This window comes from Amycolatopsis australiensis (assembly GCF_900119165.1).
Lineage (GTDB): Bacteria > Actinomycetota > Actinomycetes > Mycobacteriales > Pseudonocardiaceae > Amycolatopsis > Amycolatopsis australiensis.
Window position 1 is genome coordinate 795,194 of record NZ_FPJG01000006.1, and the last position, 24,075, is coordinate 819,268.

The 24,075-nt window shown below is 71.9% G+C and carries 24 protein-coding genes and 1 pseudogene; 8 read left to right on the forward strand and 17 right to left on the reverse strand.

All coding sequences use genetic code 11. The features are described from left to right. Positions 1-66 precede the first annotated feature (66 nt). Entirely contained in the window at positions 67-1,503 is a 1,437-nt protein-coding gene (gene wsfD, locus BT341_RS05025; protein ID WP_072475144.1) for a glycan biosynthesis hexose transferase WsfD, read from the reverse strand. Then, positions 1,500-3,149, reverse strand: a complete 1,650-nt coding sequence (locus BT341_RS05030) for a DUF2339 domain-containing protein (RefSeq protein ID WP_072475145.1) — start codon at positions 3,147-3,149, stop codon at positions 1,500-1,502. Before BT341_RS05030 ends, wsfD begins: the two co-directional genes overlap by 4 nt. A 76-nt stretch (positions 3,150-3,225) precedes the next feature. Here BT341_RS05030 and BT341_RS05035 point away from each other — a divergent pair, with 76 nt between their 5' ends. The 5 genes and pseudogenes from BT341_RS05035 to BT341_RS47250 all read left to right on the forward strand — a co-directional run bounded on the left by BT341_RS05035 (position 3,226) and on the right by BT341_RS47250 (position 4,962). Beyond that, on the forward strand, positions 3,226-3,834 hold the full coding sequence (locus BT341_RS05035; protein ID WP_245804886.1) for a DUF6541 family protein: 609 nt from the start codon (positions 3,226-3,228) through the stop codon (positions 3,832-3,834). Beyond that, positions 3,831-4,001, forward strand: coding sequence for a hypothetical protein (locus tag BT341_RS45175; RefSeq protein ID WP_177328744.1), 171 nt, complete (start codon positions 3,831-3,833; stop codon positions 3,999-4,001). Before BT341_RS05035 ends, BT341_RS45175 begins: the two co-directional genes overlap by 4 nt. A 40-nt stretch (positions 4,002-4,041) precedes the next feature. Next, positions 4,042-4,269: a hypothetical protein gene (locus BT341_RS45180; RefSeq protein ID WP_072475146.1), complete on the forward strand. Its 228-nt coding sequence runs from the start codon at positions 4,042-4,044 to the stop codon at positions 4,267-4,269. Continuing rightward, a pseudogene (locus BT341_RS47605) lies at positions 4,251-4,760 on the forward strand (DUF6541 family protein); the annotation flags it as partial. The gene BT341_RS45180 and the pseudogene BT341_RS47605, both read left to right, overlap by 19 nt. A gap of 70 nt (positions 4,761-4,830) precedes the next feature. After that, positions 4,831-4,962 (forward strand): hypothetical protein, encoded by a 132-nt coding sequence (locus tag BT341_RS47250; protein ID WP_281255966.1) that lies wholly within the window; start codon positions 4,831-4,833, stop codon positions 4,960-4,962. 5 nt (positions 4,963-4,967) lie between these two features. On the opposite strand, the gene BT341_RS05050 is transcribed toward BT341_RS47250, so the two are convergent. From BT341_RS05050 to BT341_RS05080, 7 genes are all read right to left on the reverse strand, one after another. Beyond that, positions 4,968-5,936, reverse strand: a complete 969-nt coding sequence (locus BT341_RS05050) for a lysylphosphatidylglycerol synthase transmembrane domain-containing protein (protein WP_072475147.1) — start codon at positions 5,934-5,936, stop codon at positions 4,968-4,970. An 11-nt stretch (positions 5,937-5,947) separates the two neighbouring features. Then, complete coding sequence (locus BT341_RS05055) at positions 5,948-7,192, reverse strand: acyl-CoA reductase (RefSeq protein ID WP_072475148.1); 1,245 nt, start codon at positions 7,190-7,192, stop codon at positions 5,948-5,950. Further along, positions 7,189-8,241, reverse strand: coding sequence for a LuxE/PaaK family acyltransferase (locus tag BT341_RS05060; RefSeq protein WP_072475149.1), 1,053 nt, complete (start codon positions 8,239-8,241; stop codon positions 7,189-7,191). Before BT341_RS05060 ends, BT341_RS05055 begins: the two co-directional genes overlap by 4 nt. 73 nt (positions 8,242-8,314) lie before the next feature. After that, the gene (locus BT341_RS05065; RefSeq protein ID WP_072475150.1) at positions 8,315-9,709 is read right to left on the reverse strand and encodes an AMP-binding protein; all 1,395 of its coding nucleotides are present in this window, start codon (positions 9,707-9,709) and stop codon (positions 8,315-8,317) included. Further along, positions 9,706-10,437, reverse strand: coding sequence for an SDR family NAD(P)-dependent oxidoreductase (locus BT341_RS05070; RefSeq protein ID WP_072475151.1), 732 nt, complete (start codon positions 10,435-10,437; stop codon positions 9,706-9,708). The genes BT341_RS05065 and BT341_RS05070 overlap by 4 nt, the downstream gene beginning before the upstream one ends. After that, a complete protein-coding gene (locus tag BT341_RS05075) occupies positions 10,430-10,675 on the reverse strand; it encodes an acyl carrier protein (RefSeq protein WP_072481789.1) in 246 nt (81 codons plus the stop codon). Before BT341_RS05075 ends, BT341_RS05070 begins: the two co-directional genes overlap by 8 nt. 11 nt (positions 10,676-10,686) lie before the next feature. Beyond that, positions 10,687-11,406 (reverse strand): acyl-ACP--UDP-N-acetylglucosamine O-acyltransferase family protein, encoded by a 720-nt coding sequence (locus BT341_RS05080; protein WP_072475152.1) that lies wholly within the window; start codon positions 11,404-11,406, stop codon positions 10,687-10,689. 150 nt (positions 11,407-11,556) lie between these two features. Between BT341_RS05080 and BT341_RS05085 the strand changes: the two genes are divergently transcribed. Together BT341_RS05085 and BT341_RS05090 are read left to right on the forward strand one after the other, a co-directional pair. Continuing rightward, on the forward strand, positions 11,557-12,663 hold the full coding sequence (locus tag BT341_RS05085; protein ID WP_072475153.1) for a DegT/DnrJ/EryC1/StrS family aminotransferase: 1,107 nt from the start codon (positions 11,557-11,559) through the stop codon (positions 12,661-12,663). Then, entirely contained in the window at positions 12,660-13,616 is a 957-nt protein-coding gene (locus BT341_RS05090) for a Gfo/Idh/MocA family protein (protein ID WP_072475154.1), read from the forward strand. Before BT341_RS05085 ends, BT341_RS05090 begins: the two co-directional genes overlap by 4 nt. On the opposite strand, the gene BT341_RS05095 is transcribed toward BT341_RS05090, so the two are convergent. From BT341_RS05095 to BT341_RS05130, 8 genes are all read right to left on the reverse strand, one after another. Further along, positions 13,613-15,004, reverse strand: coding sequence for a M20/M25/M40 family metallo-hydrolase (locus tag BT341_RS05095; protein ID WP_143168482.1), 1,392 nt, complete (start codon positions 15,002-15,004; stop codon positions 13,613-13,615). The two genes, BT341_RS05090 and BT341_RS05095, sit on opposite strands and share 4 nt — an antisense overlap. Before the next feature lie 40 nt (positions 15,005-15,044). Next, positions 15,045-15,752, reverse strand: a complete 708-nt coding sequence (locus tag BT341_RS05100; RefSeq protein ID WP_072475156.1) for a hypothetical protein — start codon at positions 15,750-15,752, stop codon at positions 15,045-15,047. Next, entirely contained in the window at positions 15,749-16,258 is a 510-nt protein-coding gene (locus BT341_RS05105; RefSeq protein ID WP_072475157.1) for a SigE family RNA polymerase sigma factor, read from the reverse strand. Before BT341_RS05105 ends, BT341_RS05100 begins: the two co-directional genes overlap by 4 nt. Positions 16,259-16,513: 255 nt before the next feature. After that, positions 16,514-16,888, reverse strand: coding sequence for a hypothetical protein (locus BT341_RS05110; RefSeq protein WP_072475158.1), 375 nt, complete (start codon positions 16,886-16,888; stop codon positions 16,514-16,516). 9 nt (positions 16,889-16,897) lie between these two features. Next, positions 16,898-17,521: an acyltransferase gene (locus BT341_RS05115; protein ID WP_072475159.1), complete on the reverse strand. Its 624-nt coding sequence runs from the start codon at positions 17,519-17,521 to the stop codon at positions 16,898-16,900. Continuing rightward, on the reverse strand, positions 17,508-18,704 hold the full coding sequence (locus tag BT341_RS05120) for a glycosyltransferase family 4 protein (RefSeq protein WP_072475160.1): 1,197 nt from the start codon (positions 18,702-18,704) through the stop codon (positions 17,508-17,510). The genes BT341_RS05115 and BT341_RS05120 overlap by 14 nt, the downstream gene beginning before the upstream one ends. Before the next feature lie 32 nt (positions 18,705-18,736). Then, complete coding sequence (locus tag BT341_RS05125; RefSeq protein ID WP_072475161.1) at positions 18,737-19,666, reverse strand: NAD-dependent epimerase/dehydratase family protein; 930 nt, start codon at positions 19,664-19,666, stop codon at positions 18,737-18,739. Positions 19,667-19,689: 23 nt separating this feature from the next. Then, positions 19,690-20,823 (reverse strand): DegT/DnrJ/EryC1/StrS family aminotransferase, encoded by a 1,134-nt coding sequence (locus BT341_RS05130; RefSeq protein WP_072475162.1) that lies wholly within the window; start codon positions 20,821-20,823, stop codon positions 19,690-19,692. 126 nt (positions 20,824-20,949) lie between these two features. On the opposite strand from BT341_RS05130, the gene BT341_RS05135 reads away from it, so the two are divergent. Further along, complete coding sequence (locus tag BT341_RS05135; protein ID WP_072475163.1) at positions 20,950-24,042, forward strand: AfsR/SARP family transcriptional regulator; 3,093 nt, start codon at positions 20,950-20,952, stop codon at positions 24,040-24,042. Positions 24,043-24,075 lie beyond the last annotated feature (33 nt).

Sequence of the window (24,075 nt, forward strand, 5' to 3'; positions counted from 1 at the left end):
ACCAGGTTACGGAACCGTAGGTTCGGGTGGGCGGTTCCGCGTCGAAGAACACAAACCGGGCGAAGCTCACGCCGGCTGAACGGCGTCCCGGTTCCGGAGCGGAAACGCCAGTACGACGGCCAGCAGGAGCGCGAACAGCGCGATCGACTGGTGCTTGACGCCCTCGATGCCGTCGCCGAGGGCGGCCGTGCCGAACTGCGTCACCGAAACCGTGAGCAGGAACGCCAGCACCACGCCCAGCGGACCGCGACGCTGGGTCCAGGCCCTGACCAGCACGAACAGCCAGATCGGCACCAGCGCGAACAGGCCCAGCGGGGCGAGCAGGCCGGTCAGCCACGACGCGACCGGCACCCGGTACTCCTGCGCGTGCGGGGCGAAGCCGGCGTCCTCGTCGAAGCTGCCGAGGTAGCCTGGGCGGGCGGTCAGCTGGTCGGTCGCCGCGCGGTTCAGCACCTCCAGCGTGCGGGCCGGGTGGTTCGCGAAGTACGCGATGACGTTCGCGCGGGCCATCCGGTCGCGGTAGCGCGGGTAGAGCGGGTCGATCCGGGCCGGGTGCGGGTGCCACCAGCCGTTGCCCGCGTACTGCGCGAACGACGGCGGCAGGCCCAGCTCGGCGAGGTCGGCCTGGGTGTCGTGGTGGCCGTCGACGATGTTCAGGAAGATCGAATTGACCATGTTGATCTCCCGCGAGTCGTCGCCCGGCAGCTCCGCGTACGTGCCGTCGGGAGCGAGAGCAGGTTCGACGCTCTGCTGCGCGTAGAGCGTGACGGCTCCGACGGCCCCGATGACCAGCACCGCCGCCGCCCACCGGCGCAGTCCGCGCAGCGTGCCTGGCCGGGCGAGGAGCACCGCGACCGCGAGGATCGGGAGGACGATCAGCGTCTGGACCTTGGCGTTGGCCGCCAGGACGCCGCCGGCGAACGTCACCGCCATGCCCGAGTAGCTCCAGCGGCCTTCGCGCGCGGTGAGCAGCAGCCCGCCGGTGACCAGCAGCAGGCCGAGGAACGCGGCCCCTTCGCCGAGGATCGCGGCGAAGTAGCCGAAGAACGCCGAGTCGGCGACGACCAGCAGCAGCCCGGCCGCGACGAAGAGCCGCGTCCGGCGCCGGTACGGCAGGCCCAGGACGATCGCGGTGACCGCCGCCGCGGCGATGACGCTGCTCAGCAGGCCGAGGATGACCAGGCTGAGGGTCCCGTGCAGGCCGATCAGCCCGCCGACGCGGACGGCCAGCTCGGCGAGCCAGCTCTGCGTGAGCAGGTACGTCGGCCGGCACGGCGGAACGCCCGGCGACGGCGTGTAGGCGAGGTGGACGAACGGCTCGGGCAAGCCCTTCCAGGTGATCCCGGCGCCGCAGAGCACGCGGCCGCCGTCGCCGTTGTTCGACATCGCGATCGGGCGCGGCACCAGGAACCGCGCCACGAACAGGGCGAGCGACGCGGCGAAGACCCCGATCCCGAGCCGGGCTTCGGTGCCCAGCTGCCGGTTCGGGGCCTCGAGCTTCACGAAGGACAGGGTACGTAGCGGAAGTCCGGGCCCTTGTCGAGGTCGGTGACCACGGACTTCGCCTGTTCCGCGCGCGGGTACACCGACACCCAGTACGGCGTGCCGACGCGGCGGAACGTCGCAACCTCGTACTTGCCCGCGTAGACCGGGTCGATCGCGCAGCGCTGGCGGTCGGCGTACCCGCCGTCGGACGGCACGGCGACGGTCGGACGGCGGCCGTTGACGACGTAGTCGTAGTCCGTCGCGACGCCGCCGTCGTGCCGTCCTTCGCGGGCGATGTGGTCGTCCGTGCGGCCCAGGACGTCGACGATGAGCAGCTGGCCGCCGTGGGCGGCGAGCGCGCCGGGCGCGGCCGCGCTGACCACCGACCCGGGCGGCAGGTACCGGCCGAGCCAGCCGCCGATCTCGGCCAGCTCGGTCCCGTGCGTGCGCCAGTCGCGGACGCGGTCGAGCATCTCCGGGCTGAACACCGAGACGAGCACCGCGATGCCGGCGAGCCCGCAGGCGGTCACCGGGACCAGCCGCGTCGCGGCGGGCCACGCCTTCGGCCGCGGTGACGGCTTCCCGGCCGCCTCGGCGGTGAGCACGCCGTACGTCGCGCAGGCCGCGACGGCGAGCAGCGGCGGCACCGGGGCCAGCAACCGCCATGCCGGGCCGGTGTCGCCGCCGATCAGCACCGCGGCCGCGGCGACGCCGACGGCCGTCGCGAACAGCAGCCAGATCAACGCGCGCGGCTCGGTGGCCGCGGTGCGGCGCAGCAGTAGCGCGATTACGGCGACCAAACCGAGCAGCAGGAAACCCTGGTGTGCCAAGGCGAAGCCGGACAGGTACGGCCAGCCGGTGGCCAGCTGCGAACCGGGTGCCCCACCGAGCTTCGCGGCCAGCGGCGCGGGGAGATAGTGCTGGTAGAACGTCATCCGCCAGGCCAGCCGGGGCACCAGGAAGACCAGCGCGCCCAGCAGGTAACCCGCCGGCGCCCACCAGCTGTGCTTCTTCCGGAGGGCGGCGCCGGCCAGCCACAACGCGCCCAGCGCGGCGACGACCAGGCCTTCCGGGCTGGTCATCACGGCGAACGCGACGAGCACCCCGGCGACCACCGGGCGGCGGGCCGCGAGCGCGTAACCGACGCCGAGGACGAGGAGCACGAACAGCGGCGTCTCGGAGCCCGACGGTCCGTAGACGGCGAGGCCGCCGGCGCTCGCGGTGAGCACCGCCGCGGCGACGCCGATGGCCGGCCGCGGTTCGGCGCCGGTTCCCGTGACGATGCGATTCACCAGAAAGGCGGAAAGGACCACGCAACCGAGCGCGGAAACGACGCTGAAGAAGACGGCCACCGTTTGCACGTCGGCGCCGAACGCGGCCCGCGGAAGCGCGATCAGCACCAGCCAGAGGAAGTTCGTGTAGCCCTCGACGCGTTCGCCGGGATTGAACACCGGACCGTTGCCGTCGGCGATGTTCTGCGCAAAGCGGAACGAAACGAACGCGTCCTCGGTGACGGCCGCGAACAACAGCTGGTGCAGCAGCGAAAGGCCGAGCGTCAGGGCGAGCACGAAGCCGCGCCAGCCGCGGTCGGTGTCGAGGCGTGCCCAGGTCAGCACCACGATCGCGGCGAGGACCAGCCACGCCACCACGACCGCGTAAACCACCCGGCCCCCTCTGAAGATCGCCCCGCCGGCGCCAGTCAAGCAGGGAAACGCACCCGCCAATATAACCCGATTGGGTATGGCGAAGAGATATTCGCCGACCGTCCCGATCGGACTGCTCACCCCGGAGCACCCGGCCGATCACTGTCGGCTTCCTCGCCACCGTGCTTTTCGTCTGCGTCCCGTTGTCGTCATCGCCGTCCCGGGCCTCCTGACGGGACTGGCCGCGGGTTTGCGCGGCTGGGCACTGGCCGGAACGGCCCCGTTGCTGAGCTACGCCATCGGCGGCCTGACCGGGCCGTGGGCTGCGGCGGCCGGCTGGTCGTTCACGCCGCTGACGTATGCGGTCTCGACCGTCGTGTTCACCGCGATCGCCTACGGCGTCCGGAAACCGGCTGTGCGCCGCCGGCCACCGGAACCGGAGCCGGGGTTGTGGGCGCGTCGCGGGCACCTCGCGGTGGTGGCGTGCCTGCTGTTCGCAGCGGCGGCCGGGTGCTACGCGACGTTGCGCGGCCTCGGCCGCATCGGCGCGCTGCCGCAGGGGTTCGACGCCGTCTACCACGGCAACGCCGTCCGCTACATCGCCGACACCGGCGACCGCAGCCTGTTCGGCACGGGCCACGTGAACTGGTACGGCGACGCGCGAACACCGTGCTGCTGCCGGGATTGCCGGCGTTGTCCCTGGTGACGCTGGGGCGCGAGTTCCGCGGGCGCGCGGTGCTGGCGGGCGCGGTGGCGCTGACCGCGGTGGCGCCGGTGATGGGCGTGTACGAGTCGATGGACCGCGGGCCGCTGCTGCCGTTCGCGCTCGGGGTGACGCTGACCGCGGTGGCGCCGGTGGCGTTGCGGCGTTAGGCGGATCGGCCGGGACCTGCTGGCGCTGCTGGCGATCGCGGTGGTTTCGCTGCTGGTGGCGTGGCTGGAGCTGTTCGGGGCGCCGGGCCTGGCCACGGGCAGCCTGCGGTACTACGGCTGGCCGAGCGAGTGGCGCGCGACCACGGCGTTCGGCGCGCTGCTGGGCTTCCAGCACTACGAAGCGCATCCACAGGTGTGGCTGTCGGTGGCGTTGTTCCTGGGATCGTCTTCTTCGCGCGGGCGGGGGCGATGCGCTGGATCGGCCTGACGGCGGCCGTCACGGGCCTGGCGTACATCGCGGTGGCGTCGTCGTCGGACGACCCGCTCGTGATGGCGTTGGCGCGGCCCTGGTGGGACGGCCCGTACCGGTTCTTCTCGATGGCGGCGATCCCGCTGTGCGTCCTGGCGGCCCATGGCCTGGCGTCGACCCAGGCGTGGCTGCGCGACCGGCTGCCCGCCCGCGTCCCGGCGGTCGCCGTGGCGGTGGTGGTGCTGCTCGGTTTCGTGGTGCTGTCGAACGGCCTGTACTTCCGCTCGAACGGCGACCTCGTGTACCTGGGCTACCAGGCGGATGACCCGTCTGAGCTGCGCGTCACCCCGGGCGAGCAGGCGGCGATGGCGGAACCGGGCAAGCTGGCCGCGCCGGGCGAGTGGGCGATGAACGACCGCTTCGACGGAACGGCGTGGACGTATGCCCTGTCGGGAGTCCGGACGGTGGCCGCGCACTTCGACGAGACGTACCCGCCGAAGGACGCGCTGCTGCTGGCGGCGAAGTTCCGCGACTACGAGACCGATCCCGAGGTCCGCGCGGCGGTTGAACATCCACTGGGTGATCTTGGGGAAGCCGTCGGCGGAACCGGGCAAGCCGTACCCGCCGGGGTTGGTGGGGCTGGCCGGAGAGCCGTTCCTGAAGGAGGCGTACCGCAACCCGGACGCGGTGATCTACCGGCTCGTTTCCTGAGCCCGTCAGGCCGGGGTGATCGCCGGGCGCGCCGAGCGGGCGGCCACCGCGGCCAGGCCCGCCGTCAGCAGGTCCGCGATCGTGAACATCACCCGGGACGCCACCGCGAACGCGGTCGCCTGGCCGACCGTCAGGCCACTGGCCGTCAGGACCGCCACCTGGGCCACCTCGCGGACGCCCACTCCGCTCGGGAGGATGAACGCGAACGTGCCCACCGTCATCGCCACCGCCATCGCGCCCACGCAGAGCACGAAGCCGCTGAACCCGGGAGTGCCCACCGAGTTCGCCAGCAGCCACAGGTGGACGCCCTGCAGGCACCACGCCGCCGTGGAGGCGCCGAAGACCTTGCCCACCACGCGCCAGCCCAGCGGGTGCTCCAGCGGCGGACGGCGCAGGATCCGCAGCACCAGCGACGTGCCCCAGGTCAGGACCTTCGGGTGCAGCATCGCCAGGCCGGCCGGGATGAGGACGAACAGCCACAGCGCCCGCGGGCTGTTGCTGAACACCGCCGGCGCCGCCAGCAGCGAGACCACCAGTGCCGACACCACGCCGACGCCCAGCTGGATCAGCGAGCCCGTGAAGATCCTCGCGCGCGCCAGGCCCGCCTTGCGGCCCAGTTCCATCTGCAGCAGGTACGCCCAGACCGAGCCCGGGACGTACTTGCCGAGCGAGCCGACCAGGCAGATCTGCGCGCCGCGCGCGTAGCCGATCGGCTTGCCCAGGTCGTCGACCATCACCTGCCAGCCCCAGGTCGACACCATGATCGCCGCGACCAGGGCCACCAGGCTCAGCAGGGACGACTCCCACGCCACGTCACGCAGGGTGTGCCAGAACTCGCCCCAGTTCGCCGCCAGCTGCTTCGCCGCGAAGCCGACGACCAGGAGGATCGCGATCCACCGGACGACGTCGAGGATCTTCGCCTTGGCGGACTTCGGCGGCTTCCCCGCCGCCGGCAGGTCCTCAACTGTCGTCATCGACCGTCTCCTCAGGCCTGCACCGTCACCAGGCGGCTGAACTCGGAGAGCAGATCGTAACCGTCCCAGACCGCGGAGAACGTCAGCGCCGAGCCGAACGGCACGATCCGGTCGACACCCCGGCCGGCCAGCTCCCGCGCGAATGCCGTGAGCTCCTCGGTCGTGAAGCCGAACTGGCTGACCGTCTGGTCCTTCCGCACCACGATCGGCACCAGGTCGGACAGCGAGGACACCCGCGCGTTCGCGAAGGTGCCCGCGCCGAGCCACTCGCGCGGCAGCGCCGCCGGGTCGGCCAGCTCCAACGTGGCCAGGCCGTTGCCCTGGAACTCGATCTCCTTGACCAGCCCGTCGGCCGCCGCGCCATACGCCGAGACGCGCTTCTGGACCGCCATCGCCGGTTCGGTGACGTGCTGTTTCGCCGCCAGCACCGACGCCAGCAGCGTGCGGAACTCCTGGCCGGCGGCCTGCGCACCAGCCGCGGCGCCGACCCAGAACACCGCTCGCGGTGACGAGCAGGCGGCCTGGTCGAACCAGTACGAGTCGTTGTAAAAGCCCTCGGCCGCCACGCGGCGTTCTTCCGAAGACGCCCGCTGCCAGCCCGCCACCGACGCTACGGCGAACGACGAGCGGTCCGGGAACGTCAGGTCACGCGCGTGCGGGGCCAGCGGGTACCGGCGCAGCGCGGCGACCGAGGCGTCCCCGCCCCAGATGACGCGCAGGTCGGCGGCCAGCGACAGGGCGCCGCTCACCTCGTCGCTGCGGTCGTAGGTCACCATGCGCTGGGTCGCCGTGATGGCGGCCGCCGTCGAAGCATCCACTTCGGACAGTGCCGCGTTCAGCGCCTCCAGCACCGCTTCCGCGGCACCGGCCGAGCGCGACGACACCCGCACGACGTTGTGGTTGCCCGCCAGCGCCGACAGCGCCCACGAGTAGACGAAGATCGTGTCGACGTTCGCCGGCGGCACGTGGAACACGAGCCCGCGCGGGAACCGCAACGCGGTCCCGGACGTGTCCAGAGTGGACAGCGCCTTGGCGATCTCGCCCTTGCGCAGGAAGAACCCGAGCGACGCCAGCTCCGGGTACCGCCGCGCGGTCGCCGGCGCCAGCAGCTTGCGCGCGAACTTCGTGACGAACTCGACGATCCGCGGGTCGCCGACCGTCAACCGGCCACCGGGCGGCTCGGCGCGCAGCTGGTCGACGAGTGAGCCGACCGCAACCGGGTCGCCCGCGGGGAAACGCTGGGTCAGAGTCGTCACGCCGCCGCCCCCGAGAACGTGTCGGAGCAGCCACGGGCCTCGGCCTTCGGCAGCCGGCCCAGGACCGAGAAGTGCTTGCCCGGCCAGTCGCCGTCGTCGATGCCGTTGCAGACGCCGAGGTCCTCGGTCAGCAGCACGTGCCCGGGGTACGACCGCGGCAGCGTCGAGACGACCTCGATCACGCCCGGCTCGCCGACCGGCTGCTCTTCCCAGGTCTCCGGGTTGCGGATGACGACGTCGGCGAAGTCCGGGCAGTACAGCGAGTTGCCGGACGGGCCTTCGAGGAACACGGTGCCGATCTGCTCGATCATCCCGTAGTAGTTGTGGATCCGGGTCAGGCCGGTGTCCTCTTTGAACCGCCGGCGGAACTCCGTGTTGTCGACCGCGCGGTCGATCAGCTTCTTCCAGCCGCCGCTGTGGATGAGGATGCCGTTCGACAGGTCCAGGTTGTTGTCCCGCGCGACCTCGTACAGGTACAGCCACACCATGAACGTGAAGCCGAAGATCAGGAACGGCTTGTCGCCGTACTCGGCCAGGAACTTCTTGACCGCTTCGACGTCCGGCTTGTCGTTTTCGTCGAGCACGTACGTGTGCTTGCGGCCGAAGTTCGCCATGCCCAGCACGCCCGCGCCGCGCGCGGAGAACGACCGGCGGTTCTTGATGATGCCGATCGTGTCGACCATGAGCATCGGCAGCCGCTCGCCGCCGAGGACCTCCTGCAGCGTCGCGCCGAGCTGCTTGGTCTGCGCGGCCGCCGCCTCCTTGTCCAGGTAGATCCGCGACGCGCCGGCGCCGGTGGTGCCCGAGGAGGTCAGCGTCTTGAAGACCGCACTGTCCGGAATGGACTTCAGGTCGTGCGTCTTGAACATCCGCACCGGCAGCCACGGCAAGTCCGCGATCGTGGCGAACGACGCGTCCGCCGCGATCCCCAGCGAGGACAGGATCCGGTCGTAGCCCTCGGAATTCGCCCGATGGTGGGTCGTCAACGCGGCCAGCTCGGGCAGCAGCAGGGACTCCCGGTCGGCCCGCGAGCGAGTGAACACGCTCATGCGCCGGCCTCGCTGACGCTCAGTCCGGCCTGAGCGGCGAGCGCTGTGCCGAATGATTCACTCGCGAGCTCGCTCATACCTTCGCCTCCAATGACCGGTAGTCGATCTTGCCGCTGGCCAGCAGCGGCACGGTGTCGATCGGGCGGACGTCGAACCCGCTGGCGTGCAGGTGCAGCCGCTCGGCCAGCGCCCGCGACGCGTCCTTGCAGATGTCCTTGTCCGCCCCTTCGGCGAACAGGACGACCTTGTCGCCCGCGGGCACCGCGGCCACGACGTCGATCCCGACCGCCGCCGTGCGCACGGCCTGCTCGAGATCGTCGAGGCTGACCCGGTTGCCGAACACCTTGCCGATGCGCTTGAGCCGCCCGGTGATGAACAGGTACCCCTCTTCGTCGAGGTACCCGAGGTCACCGGTGGCCAGCACGCCGCCGTACTCGTCACCCTTGGCCAGCCCGGACTCGTCGTCCGCGTAGCCCATCATCACGTTGGGCCCACGGTAGACGACCTCACCGACGATTTTCGGATGCGTCGTCTCCGACCCGTCGTCCCGGCGGACGGCGAACGAGCCGCCCGGCAGCGCCGGCCCGGCGGACCCGATCTTCTCGTGCAGCCGCTCGGCGGGCACCGTCGTCATCCGCGGCGACGCCTCGGTCTGGCCGTACATGACGTACATCCGGCCGCCGACCGCGCGCATCTTGTCGTTGAACTCGGCGACCAGGTCGTCGCGCAGCTTCCCGCCCGCCTGCGTCAGCGTCCGCAGCGTCGGGTACTTCGCGGGGTCGAACTTGAGCCGCCGCAGCATTTCGTAGTGGTACGGCACGCCCGAAAGCGACGTGACGCCGTGGGTGTTCACCGCGTCCCAGAACCCGCGGCCGAGCACGCCGGACGGCTCGATCACGATCGTCGCGTCCCGCACGAGGTGCGAGTTCAGCACGGACAAGCCGTAGCTGTAGTGCAGCGGGAGGCAGGTCGGCGCGACCTCGTCGGAGTCGATGTGCAGCACCTGCGCGATGGCGTCGGCGTTGGCCAGGATCGCCTGGCGCGAGAGCCGGACGAGCTTCGGGTTGCCGGTGGACCCGCTGGTCGGGAGCAGGACGGCGAGGTCGGGGTGCGGCTGGACGCCCTCGGCGCTCGAGCGGATCCAGTCGGAGCCGCGCGTGACGTACCCGTCGGGAGCGTCGCCGGAAGCCGCCAGCACCGCCGCCGGGCGGAACCGCGCGACCAGCCCGGCCAGCACGTCGGCGTCCAGCGCCGGGTCGATCAGCGCGATCGCGCGCCCGGACTCGAACGCGCCCAGGTAGGTCAGCACGCTCGGCAGGTCGATCGACATCCGGGCGAACACGACGCCGGCCGGCAGCACGCTCAGCGCCTCCATCGCGCGGCCGACCTCGGCCGACAGTTCCGCGCCCGCCAGCGTGCGGCCCCCGGCCGCATCGACCAGCCGGGCTCCCGCACCCAACAGCGTCACAGCACCAAGCCTCCGTCGATGCCCAGCACCTGGCCGGTGACGAACGACGCCTCGTCGCTCACCAGGAACCGGATCGCGTTCGCCACTTCTTCCGCCCGGCCGAGGCGGCCGAGCGGCGTCTTGGCGGCGTTCTCCGCCTTCGCCTCTTCGCTCAGGCCGGCGGTCAGGTCGGTCTCGATCACGCCCGGCGCGACCGCGTTGACCCGGATGCCGGACCGGCCCAGCTCCTTCGCCGCCGACTTCGCGATGTTCGCCACCGCGGCCTTCGACGCCGCGTACACGGTCTGACCAGCGCTTCCGTACTCGCCGACGATGGACGCGAGCACCACGATCGCGCCGGTCTTCTTGCGCATCATCGCCCTGGCCGCGGCCTGGACGGTGTGCAGCGTGCCGGCGACGTTCGTGCTCAGCGTCGCGTCAACGGCCTCCTCGCGGATCATCCCGAGCAGCGCGTCTTCCATGATCCCCGCGTTGGCGACCACGATGTCGAGCTTGCCGTGCTCCTTCGCGACGCTCCTGACCAGCGAAGACACGGCTTTGGCGTCGGTGACGTCGAGGGCGAGCCCGGCCGCGGCGCCCGCCGAAGCGGCCGCCTCCTTGGCCCGGGACTCGTCACGGCCGGTGAGCACCACCGTCGCGCCCGCCGCCACCAAAGCGCGGACGGTGGCCAGGCCGATCCCCCGCGTCCCGCCGGTGACGAGCGCGACGCGACCGGTCAGATCAGGCATTCTTCGCCTGGAGCTCGGTGACCATGTCGACCGCGACCTTGAAGCTCGACATGTCGATGACCTGGTCGGTGTCGAACTCGACGTCGAACTCGTCCTCGATGGCCGCGACCAGCGCCATGTGGCCGACCGAGTCCCACGCCTCGATGTCGCGGTACTTCAGGTTCTCGACGTCCACGTCGCCGTCGAGGTCCAGCGCCTCGACGAAGACCTCGCGCAGCTTGGGGGCGACATCCGGCATGTTCATGACTCCTAGTGTTCCTCGCGCGGGCGGGCGTCCCACGCCTTGACCAAGGTAGAGAGGTCGCCGGGCAGCGCGACGTCCGGGAGGCCGCCCTTGCCCTTGAGCCACGGCCCGAGCGCCTCGATCGTCGCCTCGTCGAGGCCGCGGCGGGACAGGCCCACCACGTTCACGCCGGTGACGCGGGCCGGGTTGCCGACGGCGATCGTGAACGCGCCGATCTCGCGCCGCACCGCCGAGCCCATCCCGATCATCGCGCCGGGGCCGATCACGACCTTCTGGTGCAGGATCGCGCCCATGCCAAGGTTGGCGCCGTCCCAGATGTGGCAGTGGCCGCCGGTGACGGCGTTGGAGGCGACCGTCACGCCGTCGCCGACCAGGCAGTCGTGGGCGATGTGGGAGTTGCGGAGGAAGTAGCCGTCGCTGCCGACGGTCGTCGTCCGCCAGGTCCCTTGGTGGACGCTCACGTACTCGCGGATCCGGTTGCGGCTGCCGATGACGACGCCGTGGCCGTCGTGATCGGGGTCACCCACCGGCGCGGCCTCCCAGGCGGCCGGGTGGGGCCGGTTGCGGTCCTCGCCGGGCGTGCCGATCGTCACGTGCGGGCCGATCCAGTTGCCGTCACCGATCCGCGTGGGCCCGACGATCACGGCGAACGGCCCGATGACGTTGTCCTCGCCGAGCTCGACGCCTTCGCCGATGACGGCGGTCGGGTGGATGCGGTTGGCCACGGGTGGTCGTCCGTTTCGTCGGCGGCTGGGTACTGGGCGTGCTGCCGCGCCCGGTAACGTGTGGCCCGCGTTGCTGCAGGGCGGCCGGGCGCAGAACCGGCGGCTCACTGTACCGGACGCGCCGAAATCGCCTGCCGAGAGAGACTGCCCATGATCCCCATCACCGTGGTCGACGTACGCGACGCGGAGGACCTCGTCGTCGAGGTGCTGCGCTCGGGCGCCATCGCACAGGGACCGATGGTCAAGCGCTTCGAAGACGCCTTCGCGGCGGTCTCCGGGACGAAGCACGCGATCGCGGTCAACAACGGGACCACCGCGCTGGTCGCCGCCCTCCAGGTCCTCGACCTGAAGCCGGGTGACGAGGTCATCACCTCGCCGTTCACCTTCGTCGCGACGCTCAACGCGATCCTCGAGGCCGGCGCGACCGTCCGGTTCGCCGACATCCGGCGCGACGACTTCGCGATCGACCCCGACGCCGTGGCGGCCGCTCTCACCGACCGCACCAAGGTGCTCATGCCGGTGCACCTCTACGGCCAGACCGCGGACATGGGCAAGCTCGCACCGCTGGCCGCCGAGCGCGGCCTGCAGGTGATCGAAGACTCGGCGCAGGCCGTCGGCGCGTCGTTCGAGGGCAAGCCGGCCGGCTCGTTCGGCATCGGCTGCTTCTCGCTGTACGCGACGAAGAACATCACCACCGCCGAGGGCGGCGTCATCACGACGGACGACGACGCGCTGGCCGACAAGCTGCGCATCCTGCGCAACCAGGGCATGCGCGCCCGCTACCAGTACGAGGTCGCCGGGCACAACTACCGGATGACCGACCTGCACGCCGCCGTCGGCATCCCGCAGCTGGCCAAGCTCGACCAGCTGACCGCCGCCCGCCAGGCGAACGCGAAGCGGCTCTCCGAGGGCCTCGCCGGCACGCCAGGCCTCGACGTCCCGCAGGTGCTGCCGGGCCGCGAGCACGTGTGGCACCAGTACACCGTGCTGGTCGGCCCGCACGCGTTCCTCTCGCGCGACGAGCTGGCCGCGGCGCTGACCGAGCGCGGCATCGGCAACGGCATCTACTACCCCAAGATCGTCTTCGACTACGACTGCTACGCCGGTCACGAGCTGATCCCTGGCGCGCGCGTCGAGGACTTCCCCGTCGCGAAGTCGGTCGCCGAACAGGCGCTGTCGCTGCCGGTGCACCCGCACCTGACCGAGTCCGACCTGGACACCATCATCGAGACCGTTCGTGAGGTACTGGGCGCATGACGCATCGGATCGCTCTGGTCGGGACCGGCAACATGGGTTCCCTGCACGCGCGCGTGCTCGCCGCCAACGAGCGCGTCGACCTGGTCCGGGTGATCGATCCGCGCGAAGAAGCGGGCAAGGCCGTCGCCGACCGCTACGAGACGCAGTGGACGCCGGAGATCGGCTCACTGTCCGATGTGGACGCCGTCGTGCTCGCGTCGGCCACCGAGGCGCACTACGACCTGGCGCAGGAGATCCTCGGCCAAGGCAAGCCGGTGCTGGTGGAGAAGCCGGTCTGCAACAGCTTCGAGAAGTCGCAGGAGATCGTCTCGCTGTCGGCGTCGAAGGACGTCCCGCTGATGTGCGGCCTGCTGGAGCGCTACAACCCGGCGGTGATGACCGCGCGCGCACTGGTGAACGAGCCGGTGCACCTGATGGCGCGCCGCCACGGCCCGTACGCGCCGCGCATCAAGACCGGCGTCGCGTGGGACTTGCTGGTGCACGACGTCGACCTGGCGATCCAGTTCTTCGGCGGCGCGACTCCGACGCGCGTCACCTCGGGTGCGGGCTACTTCCACCCGCAGTCGGTCGAGGGCGCCGAGGACACGATCGAGACGGTGCTGTCGTTCCCGACCGGTCTGGCCACGGTTTCGGCCTCGCGGCTGGGCCAGCGCAAGGTCCGCTCGCTGGTGGTGTCGGAACTGGACCGGCTGATCGAGATCGACCTGCTGCGCCGGGACGTGACGATCTACCGGCACGTCTCCCACGACTCCGTCACCCCGGACGGCCTCGGCTACCGGCAGCAGACGGTGATCGAGATCCCGGAGCTCGTCACCGCCCGCGAGCCGCTGGCCACGCAGCTGGACCGGTTCTGCGACCTCCTCGAAGGCAAGATCGACGCCGACACCGAGCGTGAGCTGATCCTGCCGTCCCACCACGTCGTCGAGCAGGTCCTGACGCAGGCCGCCGCCTAGCTGACCGGTACCGGGAACGCGGCGGGGCTCCGGCGCCCGTCGGGTCCCACCGCGCGGACGCCGAAGAAGACGTTGTCCTTGGACAGGTCGATCTTCGCCGTCCGTGCCGGGCCGACGTCGATCGCGTGCGTCCAGTCCGGGGCCGTCGTCTCGCGCCAGAGGACCTCGTAGCCCGCGGCGCCCGGTGTGGCGTCCCAGAGCAGCTCCGAGTCGTTCGTCAGCGCCGCCGTGCGGATCTTCACGCCCTTCGGCGTGCCCGGTGCCGTCGCCAGTGACCACAGCGCGGCGCCGTTCACCCGCGCGACCCGCGCGATGAACGGGAAGTCGCAGAACTCCGGCAGGTCGCCGTACTGGACGCCGTTCTCCACGCGGACGTCCTGGTGCTGGTGGGCGAAGTCCTCGGCGGGCTCGGTGAACCGCGCCGCCGGGTAGCCCTGTTCGAGGAAGCCGATGTGGTCGCCGCCGCGCAGGTAGCGGTCGCGGCGGTAGATGATCCGGACGTTCATGCCGGTCGCGTCGTTCTCCGCGACGGACTTCACGAACCGGGCCAGCTGCCGCGGCGGGGAGTCGTTCTCGCCGCCGATGCTGCGGCGCAGGTTCGCCTCGGCCGGCGTTTCCGCGGTCGGGACGCCCTCGGCGAACAGGCGGATGGTGAACGGGTCGCGCGTGCCGTCGTCGGCGCGGCTGGAGCCGACGATGTCGTCGGTGAACATCGCCTGGACGTCGGTGCCGGCGGCCTTGAACTGCTGCGCCATGTGCCGCGCGCCGTAGAGGCCCTGTTCTTCACCGGCAACGGCGGCGAAGACGATCGTCGCGGCCGGCTGCCGGGTCGAGAGGACGCGCGCCAGCTCCAGGGCGACCGCGACACCCGAAGCGTCGTCGTCCGCGCCCGGGGCGTCGCCGGTGAAGTCCATGACGTCGCTGCGGCGCGAGTCGTAGTGCCCGGAGACGACGTACACGCGTCCCGGGTCGGTGGCGCCATGCAGGGTCGCGACGACGTTGGTGATCTTCGTCGGCACCGGGATCCGGTCGGCGGGCGGCTGGACGTACGACTGCAGCTCGACGCTCAGCCGGCCCCCGGAGGCCGCCGCGACCTGCTGGAACTGCGCGAAGAGCCAGTCACGCGCGGCGCCGATGCCGCGCGCCGGGTCGTCCTGCGCCGACAGCGTGTGCCGGGTGCCGAACGCGGCCAGCCGCCGCACGGTCGCCTCGATCCGCCGCTCGTCGACCTGGCGGAGCAGGGCCCGCAGCTCGGGACCGGGACGTTGCGGCCGGACGGGGACGCCGGGCCCGCGGTCCCCGAGTTCGGCGGCGCCGGCCGGAACTCCGGCCGCCGAAGCCAGGCCGAGCGCGGCCGAGGCAGTGAGGAACACTCGTCGAGAGGTCACGGTGGGGTTCATACGCTCCCTACGCGCCGGCCGGTACCGCCTACCTGGTGAGCCGCTTGCCCGCCGCGTCGTAGGCGATCAGCGGCGTGAGGACGCCGGAGTTCGGGACGGCGGCCGGGTCGAACCAGAAGATGACCACGTTCGGGTCTTCGGTCCACCTCGCCAGCTTGGCTTCGACGGTCCTGCCGTGCACCGTCGTCGTGATGCGGGCCGCCGGGCCGGCGAAGTAGCCGAACACCGGGATCCGCTCGTTGCCGGCCAGCTCGCCGCCGTCGGTGGCGTGGAAGCCGAACGAGCGGTCGGAGCCGCGGATCTCGTTCGCCATCAGCACGGACTGCAGCGAGCTGCCGGACCGGAAGCCCGCCACCAGGCCGAAGTGCACGCCCGGCAGCTCCGGCAGGTCGACGGCCCGCGCGAAGAACACGAGTTCGCCGGACTTCGTCTGGATCCCGGTGCCGACGACGTCGCCCATCGGCGCCGCCGCGGGTGGCGCACTGGCCGTCGGCGTCACGGAAACGGGTGACGGCGGTTGCGCGACCGGGGCGGGCGCGGGCTGCCGCACCTGGACGGCGAAGGCGACGACGAGCACGACAGCGGCCGCGGCGGCGATCCCGGCCGCGCCGGTCAGCACGCGGCGGCGACGGCGCAGGCGTGTGCCGTCGGCCATGATCCGGGCGAGGTCGGGCTCGGCGAAGGGCTCGTCGGGCGGCTGCCGGAGGGCCGCGCGGAAGTCGTCGAGGTCGTTCATCGCCCGCTCCCTCCGATCAGCGTGTCCTCGGTGCCGGCTTCGACGCGCAGCTTGGCCAGCGCCCGCGAGTTCGTGCTCTTCACGGTACCCAGCGAAACGCCCAGCTCACGGGCCACGTCGGCTTCCGGCAGGTCGAAGAAGTGGCGCAGGACGACGACCGCGCGTTCCCGTTCGGTCAGCGTCTTGAGCACGGCGGCGAGCCAGGCGCGCTGGGTGACGGCCTGGTCGACGTCGAGCCGGTCCTGCCGGTCGGGCATCGCCTCGGTGGCGTACTCGCGGATGGGCCGCCGCCAGCCGTCGATGACGTGGTTGACCAGGACGGTCCGCGCGTAGCCGTAGGCGTCCTTGTGCCGGACCCGCGCCCAGGCGGCGTAGGTGCGGGTGAAGGCGGTCTGAGCGGCGTCCTCCGCCTGGTGGCGGTCACCGGTGAGCAGGTAGGCGGCGTGGGTGAGCCGGGCGGAGGACGCGCGCACGAACTCCGCGAACTCGTCGTCGCCGCGCGCCATGCGTCACCCCCGTTCCTCCCCCAGCGACGGCCGGGCCGCGGGAAAGGTTGCTTTCTCGATCATCCCGAGCGTACGCGCCGGATGCGCGATCGAAACGTTGCGTAACCGATATTTCGCACTGGGTCACAGCGCATTAGATTGTCACCGTGCGCTTTCGTGCGCAGGAGCCCACCGCCAGACGGGCGGTTTTCGAGACGGCGGCGCCGGCGGTCGGCGCCGGCGCCGCCGTCATCCACTTCACAGCCGATCGGATTGTCACCCCCGGCGGACGGCGAGCCACTGCCAGCGACGGCGCTCGGTGACCACCGTGGCCGCCGCCAGCAGCGTCACGGCAAGAGCCGCCCACATCGGCCACGCCAGCCATGAACTGACCACCGCCGCGACGAGCTGCAGCAGCACCAGCAGGATCGTCACCCAGCCCGGCACCGCGATCAGCACCTTCGCCTTGTCGCCCGGGGTCGAAAAGCACGTCGGGAGGCCGATCAGCACCACCACCGACAGCACCGCGAGCACCCACGAACACCCGGCCAGCGCCCACGGCGCGGCCACCCACGCGACGAGTTCCGTCGCGAAACGCAGTACGGACGGAACGCGGTCGTCGGGCCGTTCCGCCGGAGATTCCCCAGTCACCCGCCGAAACTACTCCGGAAAGTCGCCCGGTGGCGCTCCCCAGCCCGAAGACTCTCCGCGTTCCTCCGCGATCGCCCGGCGGCGGGCGTTCTCCGCCCGTACGCGCTCCACTTCGGACTGGATGTACTCCTCGTCGTAACGCTGGAACACCCGCGCCGGGTTGCCCGCCACCAGCGTTCTCGGCGGGACGTCCTTGGCCACCACCGAATTGGGCTGCACCGTCGCGAAGTCGCCGATCGTCACGCCCGCCATGATCACCACCAGGCCGCCGATGAAGCAGCCCTTGCCGATCTTCACCGGCTTGCGCTCGATCAGGTCGCTGCCCGAGTGGTTCTGCAGCGTCATGTTCGCCAGCCAGCTGGAGTGGGTGAAGATCAGCGTGTTCAGCCCGATGCTGGTGTGCTCGCCGATCTCGAGGCCGCCGCTCGCGTCGAGCGCCGCGCCCTCGCCGATCCAGCAGTGGTCGCCCATCTTGAGGTTCTCGGGGCTGATGATCTTGACGCGCTCGCGCACGCGGCACGTCGGAGGCAGCCCGTAGAACGCCGCGCGCTCGGCGTCGTTCATGTACTGCGAGACGAGCTCGGTCAGGATCTGCGGGCGCAGCCGGTGGCTGCGCTCGTCATCGAAGAACATCGGCTTCCGACACCAGCTTTTCGAACGTGCGGAGGTGTTCCTCCGCGACGACGTCGAGGCCGAAGTTCGCCCGCACCAGCTCGCTCTCCCGCTGCGCGATCAGGGCCCGGCGATCCGGGTCGTCGAGCAGCTCGATCACCGTCCGCGCCACGGCCTCCGAGTCGTCCGGGCGGACCAGCAGCACGTTCTCGCCGTTGCGCAGCTCGATGCCCGGGTAGTTGTCCTCGGTGACCGACGCGATCGTCGCCGTGCCGGACAGCATCGCCTCCAGCGACGCCGTGCCGCAGCCGCCGTTCAGGTCGTGCGTGACGATGTCCGCCGCCGCGAAGTACGCCGGGACGTCCTCCTTCGGCACCGCGCCCGTGACGACCAGCGCGTCCGACACGCCCAGCTCCGCCGCGCGCTTGAGGAACGCGTCGTGGTAGACGCGGCCGACCACGACCACCCGCACGCCGGGGTGCTTGTCCAAAATGGACGGCAACGCCTCGATCAGCGGCAGCCGGTTGCGCAGCGGGATGACGTGCCCGAGCGAGACGATCAGCGGCGCGTCGCCGACTTCGTGCTCCGCGCGGACGTCCTTCGTCACCGGCTTCGCGAAGTGGCCGGTGTCGACCGCGATCGGGAAGTACTCCGAGTTCGCGTCGCTCGTGCCATAGCGCTCGACGCAGTAGTCGACCCCGAGCTTGTCGAGGATGACGTACCGCGGCCGGATGTAGGACAGGATCGGCCGGACCAGCGCCGCGTCGAGGAACCGGAACACGCCGCCGTACAGCTTGTTGTCGCTGATCAGCAGCGTGTGGATGGTCAGGAGGGCCGGGATGCCGTGCCGCCGCGCGTAGACGCCGGCCAGCCACGACAGGTCGAAGAACTGGCCGTGCAGGTGGACCGCGTCCGGCTGGAACTCGTCCAGCAGCTTCCACAGCCGCCGCCAGTTACCGGGCCGCAGCGCCGTGAAGCTCATGTCGAAGTCGATCGACAGCCCGATCTGCGGCATCTTCACCGCGGGGAGCCGCACGACGCGGTAGCCGTCGCGCTCCTCCTCGGCCGGGGCTTCGCCGTACGCGGCCGTGATCGCCAGTACCTCGTGCCCGGCCTTGACGAACTCCGCCGCCAGCGACGCCGCCATGTGCGCGCTGCCGCCCACGCGCGGCGGGAAGAAGTTGTTCACCACCGCGATGCGCATCGCACGTCCTCGGGCCGGCCCCGCGGTGGCACTCACTCCGTTTCCTTGACCAGTTCCCGCATCCCGTCCTCGACGGTGATCCGCGGCTCCCAGCCCAGCACCTCGCGGGCGCGGCTGATGTCGGCGGCGCGGCGCGAGACCAGCACGTCACGCTCGTTGAACAGCGGCTCGACGTCGACGCCGACGGCCTCGATGAGGATCTTCGCCAGCGCCGCGATCGAGGTGTCGATGCCGGTGCCGATGTTGATCGGCAGGTTCGCCCGCTCCGACTCCAGCGCCGCGACGACGGCCCGCGCGAGGTCGGTGACGTGCACGAAGTCCATCGACTGGTCGCCGCGGCCGTCGATGATCGGCGGCTGGCCGGCGCGCAGGCGCTGGATGAAGTGGTTGATCACCGACGTGTAGTAGGCCTCGATCTTCTGGCCGGGGCCGTACACGTTGAAGAACCGCAGCGCGTTCCAGGACAGGCCCTCGGTGCGCTCGTAGAAGCCGAGCAGGTCCTCACCGGCGCGCTTCGAGATGCAGTACGGCGTGAGCGGGCGCAGCTCGTCGTCCTCGTGCATCGGCAGCCGCTTCGGGTCGCCGTAGACCGACGCCGTCGAGGCGAACACCAGGCGCTCGACGCCTTCGTCGGCGGCCGCCGCGAACACGTTGTGGTTGCCGATCATGTTGATGTCGATCGACTCGTGCGGGTCGGCGATCGACTTGTTGATCGACACGGTCGCGAAGTGGATGACGTGCGTGCAGCCGCGCATCGCCTCGCGGACCGCGCCGCCGTAGCGGACGTCCTTCTCGACCAGCTCGACCTTGCCGGTGGCGACGAACTCGTTGACGCGGGCGCGGTCGCCGCGCGTCATGTTGTCGAAGATGCGGACCGTGTAGCCACCTTCGATCAGGAGCGGGATCACGTGCGCGGCGATGAAGCCACCGCCCCCGGTGAAGAGCACCTTCTTGTCGGACACCAATTTCTCCTCGGTAGGCGGCTTCAGGACAGGGACAGCACGGCTTCGCGCACGACCTCGGCGACGCGCGTGACCTCGGCGTCGGTCAGGTTGGCGTGCATGGGGATCGCCAGCTGACGCGCGAACGCGTCGGCCGAGACGGGCAGCGGCGCCTGCGGGCCGTAGATCGGCTGCAGGTGCGAGGCGTAGGTGCCGAAGTTGCACTGGACGCCCTGTTCGCGGATCCGCAGGGCCAGCGTGTCGCGGCTGACCTCCGGCGCGACCGTGAGCAGGTACGCCTGCCACGGGTGCTCGCGGTCGGGCAGCTCGACCGGCACGGTCAGCGCCTCGACGTCGGCGAAAGCCTCGTGGTAGCGCTTCGCGACCGAACGGCGGGCGGCGAGGAGGTCCGGCAGGCGGTCGAGCTGGACGTTCATGATCGCGGCCTGGACGTCCGACAGGCGGAAGTTCCAGCCCAGCTCGTGGAACTCCGGGATCGGCAGCGTGTCCGAGCCTTCGCGGCTGATCGCCGGCTCGATGCCGTAGGTGTGCAGCTTGCGGGCGTGCGCGATGAGGTCCTCGCGGTCGGAGACCAGCGCGCCGCCCTCCCCCGCGGTGATGCCCTTGCGGCCGTGGAAGGAGAACGCGGCCAGGTCGGCGAGGCTGCCGGCGGGGCGCGTCTTGTAGGTCGCGCCGGCGGCGCACGCCGCGTCCTCGAAGAGCCAGAGACCGTGCTTGTCGGCGATCGCGCGGTACTCGTCGAAGTCACCGGGCTGCCCCGCGACGTCGACGGCGAGGATGCCGACGGTCCGCGGGGTGACGAGAGCTTCGACGTGCGCCGGGTCGGCGCTGAAGATGTCCGGGCGGATGTCGGCGAACACCGGGGTCGCGCCGGCCTGCACGACGGCGTGGCCGGTGGCCGGGAACGTGTAGTCGCCGACGATGACCTCGTCGCCGGGTTTCACCCCGAGGACCTTGAGGCCCAGGAAGAGCGCCGAGCCGCAGTTCGCCGTGGTCAACGCGTGCGCGGTGCCCGTGACCTGCGCGAACCGCTCCTCGAAACGACGGCAAGCGGGGCCGGCGCCGGCCAGCCAGCCGGAACGGAAGACCTCGGCTACGGCGGCGAGCTCCTCTTCGCCGACGGTCGGTTGACCGAGGGCAATGCTGTCGGACGCCATACCTCTCCCATTGCGTGGGGACCCGGCGAAGTGTATAGACGCGCGCTCAGCCGGCTCACAGGCCCACACCCAACGCCATTTTCGAGTGACGTCCCCCGCCGGTCGCGGACGTCCTAGGCTGAACGCATGCGATTCGGGGTGCTGGGGGCGGTCGCCGCATGGCGCCCGGACGGCACGCAGGTGACGATGGGCGGCCCCCGCTCGCGGACCCTGCTCGCGCTGCTCGCGCTGGAGGCCGGCCGGTTCGTCCCGGCCGAACGGCTGATCGACGGCATGTACGGCGAGCACCCGCCCGAAGGCACCGCGAACGCCCTCCAGTCGCAGGTGTCGCGGCTGCGGACGGCGCTCAAGGAGCTGGCCCCGGTCGAGTTCACCGCGGCCGGGTACCGCTTGGCCGTCGAACCGGACGAAGTTGACGCCCTGGCTTTCGAACGCCTGCTGTGCGAAGGCCGGGCGCTGCTGAAGAACGGCGAAGCCGCTCGCGCCGCGCAGCTGCTGGGCGACGCACTGGCGCTGTGGCGCGGGCCCGCGTTCAGCGACCTGGCGGACGCGCCGTTCGCCGCCGCGCAGGCCACCCGGCTCGAGGAGCTGCGGGCCGACGCGGCGGACGACCACGTCGAGGCCCGGCTGGCGCTGGGCCAGGCCGAGGACGTGCTGGCCGGGCTGCGGGAGACCGTCGCCGCGCAGCCGCTGCGGGAACGGCCGCGCGCGCAGCTGGTGCGGGCGCTGGCCGCCGCGGGCCGCCCGGCCGACGCGCTGGCCGCGTTCGAGGACGCCCGCCGCACGCTGGCCGACGAGCTGGGTGCCGACCCCGGCCCCGAACTCGCCGAAGCCCACCTCGCCGTGCTGCGGGGCGAGCCGGAGAAGCCGGCGGTTCCGGCGTTGCCCGCGCAGCTGACCAGCTTCGTCGGCCGGTCCGGCGAGCTGCGGCAGGTCTCCGAGCTGCTGGCCCGCAACCGGCTGGTGACGCTGACCGGGCCGGGCGGCACCGGCAAGACGCGGCTCGCCGTCGAGGTCGCGGCGGCCGAGGCGGGGCCGGTCGCCTTCGCCGAGCTGGCCGCGCACGACGGCACCGGCGTGGCCGGCGCGGTGCTCGGCGCGCTCGGCCTGCGGGAAAGCTCGCGCGGCGGGCCGCAGGACCCGGCCGAGCGGCTGGTCGGGGCGTTGCGGGACCGCTCGATGCTGCTGGTGCTCGACAACTGCGAGCACGTCGTCGACGTCGCGGCCCGGCTGGCGGGGCGGCTGCTCGCCGCGTGCCCGGGCCTGCGGGTCCTGGCCACCAGCCGCGAGCCGCTCGGCATCACCGGCGAGCAGCTGGCGCCGGTGCCGCGCCTGGCCGTCCCGCCGCCCGGCACGCCCGCGGCGGAAGCGTTGACGTACCCGGCGGTCCGGTTGTTCGCCGACCGCGCGGCCGCGAGCGATCCCGCGTTCGCCGTCGACGAGTCGACGATCGGCGACGTCCAGCACATCTGCGCGGCGCTCGACGGCCTGCCGCTCGCGCTGGAGCTGGCCGCGGCGCGGGTCCGCGGCCTCGAGCTCGGCGAGATCGCGACCCGGCTCGACGACCGGTTCCGGCTGCTGGCCCGCGGCAGCCGGACGGCCGAGGCACGCCACCGGTCGCTGCGGGGCGTCGTCGAGTGGAGCTGGGAGCTGCTCGGCGACGAGGAACGCGAACTGGCCCGGCGGCTGTCGGTGTTCCCCGGCGGCGCGACCCTCGCGGCGGCGGCCGAAGTCTGCGGCGCCGACGACGCGCTCGTGCTGGAGCTGGCCGACAAGTCGCTGGTCGAAGCCGTCGGCGGCCGGTTCCGGATGCTGGAGACGATCCGCGCGTTCGGCGCGGAAAAGCTCGCCGAAGCGGGCGAGGCGGAGACGTACCACCGCGCGCACGCCGAGTACTTCCTGCGCTTCGCCGAGGAAGCCGATCCGATGCTCCGGACCGCGGCGCAGCTGGAATGGCTCGACCGCGTCGACGCCGAGTACGACAACCTCCTGGCCGCGCTGCGCTGGGCGACCGACCACGACGTCACGCTGGCGTTGCGCCTGGTGCCGCTGCTGGCCATGTACTGGTGGATGCGCGGACGGCGGTCCGAGGGCGCGGTGCTTTCGCTGGCCGTGGTTTCGCAGTGCCCGCCGGAGCTGCAGGAGGAGTACGCCGAGGAGTTCCTCGTGTGCGTGCTCGGCGCGTTGTCCGGGCAGCCGCACGAGTCGCTGGAGCAGCACCTGCCGCTCGTCCGGCGCTACGCGGCCGACGGCGACTGGTCGCCGCGCAACCCGATGCTGGTGATGCTGATGGGCGTCGTCGTGGGGCCGCCTGCCGACGACGAGCAGGTGCTCGGCCGCGGCGAGGGCCTTCTGGCGCAGGGAGACGCGTGGGGCTGGGCGCTGCTGCCGACGGGCATGGGCCTGCGGGCGATGATGGCCGGCGACCTGGCCGCGGCGGAGGAGGGACTGCGCGAGGGCGCGGCGCAGTTCCGCGCGCTCGGCGAGCGGTGGGGCCTGTCGATGGCGCTCGACCACCTGTCGCTGCTGCTGACCTGGCGCGGCGAGCACGACGCCGCCTTGCCGCTGATGGACGAGGCACTCGGCCTGATGTCCGAGATCGGCGCGACCGACGACGCCGCGGACCTGATCTGCCGCCGCGCGTGGACGCGCCTGCTCGCGGGCGACCGGGCCGGCGCCCGGGCGGACTACGAACTGGCGGCGGCAACGGCTCGGCGCTCGGGAATGCCGGAGTCCCGCGCGGCGGCGTACGTCGGGCTGGCGACACTGGCGCGGCTGTCGGGTGACCTTGCGGCGTGTCGCGACCTCTGCGAGCGCGCGTTGGCGGTGTGCACGGGCGGGTCGTTCGCGGCGGAAACGGCCCGGGCGTCGGCGCTGATCGCGCTGGGCTGGCTGGCGGCCGTGGAGGGCCGTCCCGCCGAGGCCGCGGCCTTGCACCGGGACGCGTTGCTGACGGGCCGCCGCTGGCACGCGGGCGACGTGGTGGCGTTCGCGTTGGAGGGCCTGGCGGGCACGGCGGAAGCCCCGGAGCAGGCCGCGGTCCTGCTGGGCGCGGCGGCAGGCGTGCGCGGGACGGCGATCGCCGGGGATCCGGACGCGTCGTCGGTGCGAGCCAGGGTGCGGGGCTCGCTGGGGACGGACGGGTTCGACCGCGCCTACCGCGCCGGGCTGGGGATGGGGGCGCAGAAGGCGCTGACCGCGGCCGGGCTGGCGGACTGACGCCGTCTCAGCCGCTTGGCCAGGCCCTTCACC

Coding starts and splice junctions, on each gene's coding strand:
- BT341_RS05035 (WP_245804886.1), top strand. CDS start 3,226: ATGGCGAAGAGATATTCGCCGACCGTCCCGATCGGACTGCTCACCCCG.
- BT341_RS05050 (WP_072475147.1), bottom strand. CDS start 5,936: ATGACGACAGTTGAGGACCTGCCGGCGGCGGGGAAGCCGCCGAAGTCC.
- BT341_RS05060 (WP_072475149.1), bottom strand. CDS start 8,241: ATGAGCGTGTTCACTCGCTCGCGGGCCGACCGGGAGTCCCTGCTGCTG.
- BT341_RS05070 (WP_072475151.1), bottom strand. CDS start 10,437: ATGCCTGATCTGACCGGTCGCGTCGCGCTCGTCACCGGCGGGACGCGG.
- BT341_RS05075 (WP_072481789.1), bottom strand. CDS start 10,675: ATGCCGGATGTCGCCCCCAAGCTGCGCGAGGTCTTCGTCGAGGCGCTG.
- BT341_RS05085 (WP_072475153.1), top strand. CDS start 11,557: ATGATCCCCATCACCGTGGTCGACGTACGCGACGCGGAGGACCTCGTC.
- BT341_RS05090 (WP_072475154.1), top strand. CDS start 12,660: ATGACGCATCGGATCGCTCTGGTCGGGACCGGCAACATGGGTTCCCTG.
- BT341_RS05100 (WP_072475156.1), bottom strand. CDS start 15,752: ATGAACGACCTCGACGACTTCCGCGCGGCCCTCCGGCAGCCGCCCGAC.
- BT341_RS05105 (WP_072475157.1), bottom strand. CDS start 16,258: ATGGCGCGCGGCGACGACGAGTTCGCGGAGTTCGTGCGCGCGTCCTCC.
- BT341_RS05115 (WP_072475159.1), bottom strand. CDS start 17,521: ATGTTCTTCGATGACGAGCGCAGCCACCGGCTGCGCCCGCAGATCCTG.
- BT341_RS05120 (WP_072475160.1), bottom strand. CDS start 18,704: ATGCGCATCGCGGTGGTGAACAACTTCTTCCCGCCGCGCGTGGGCGGC.
- BT341_RS05130 (WP_072475162.1), bottom strand. CDS start 20,823: ATGGCGTCCGACAGCATTGCCCTCGGTCAACCGACCGTCGGCGAAGAG.
- BT341_RS05135 (WP_072475163.1), top strand. CDS start 20,950: ATGCGATTCGGGGTGCTGGGGGCGGTCGCCGCATGGCGCCCGGACGGC.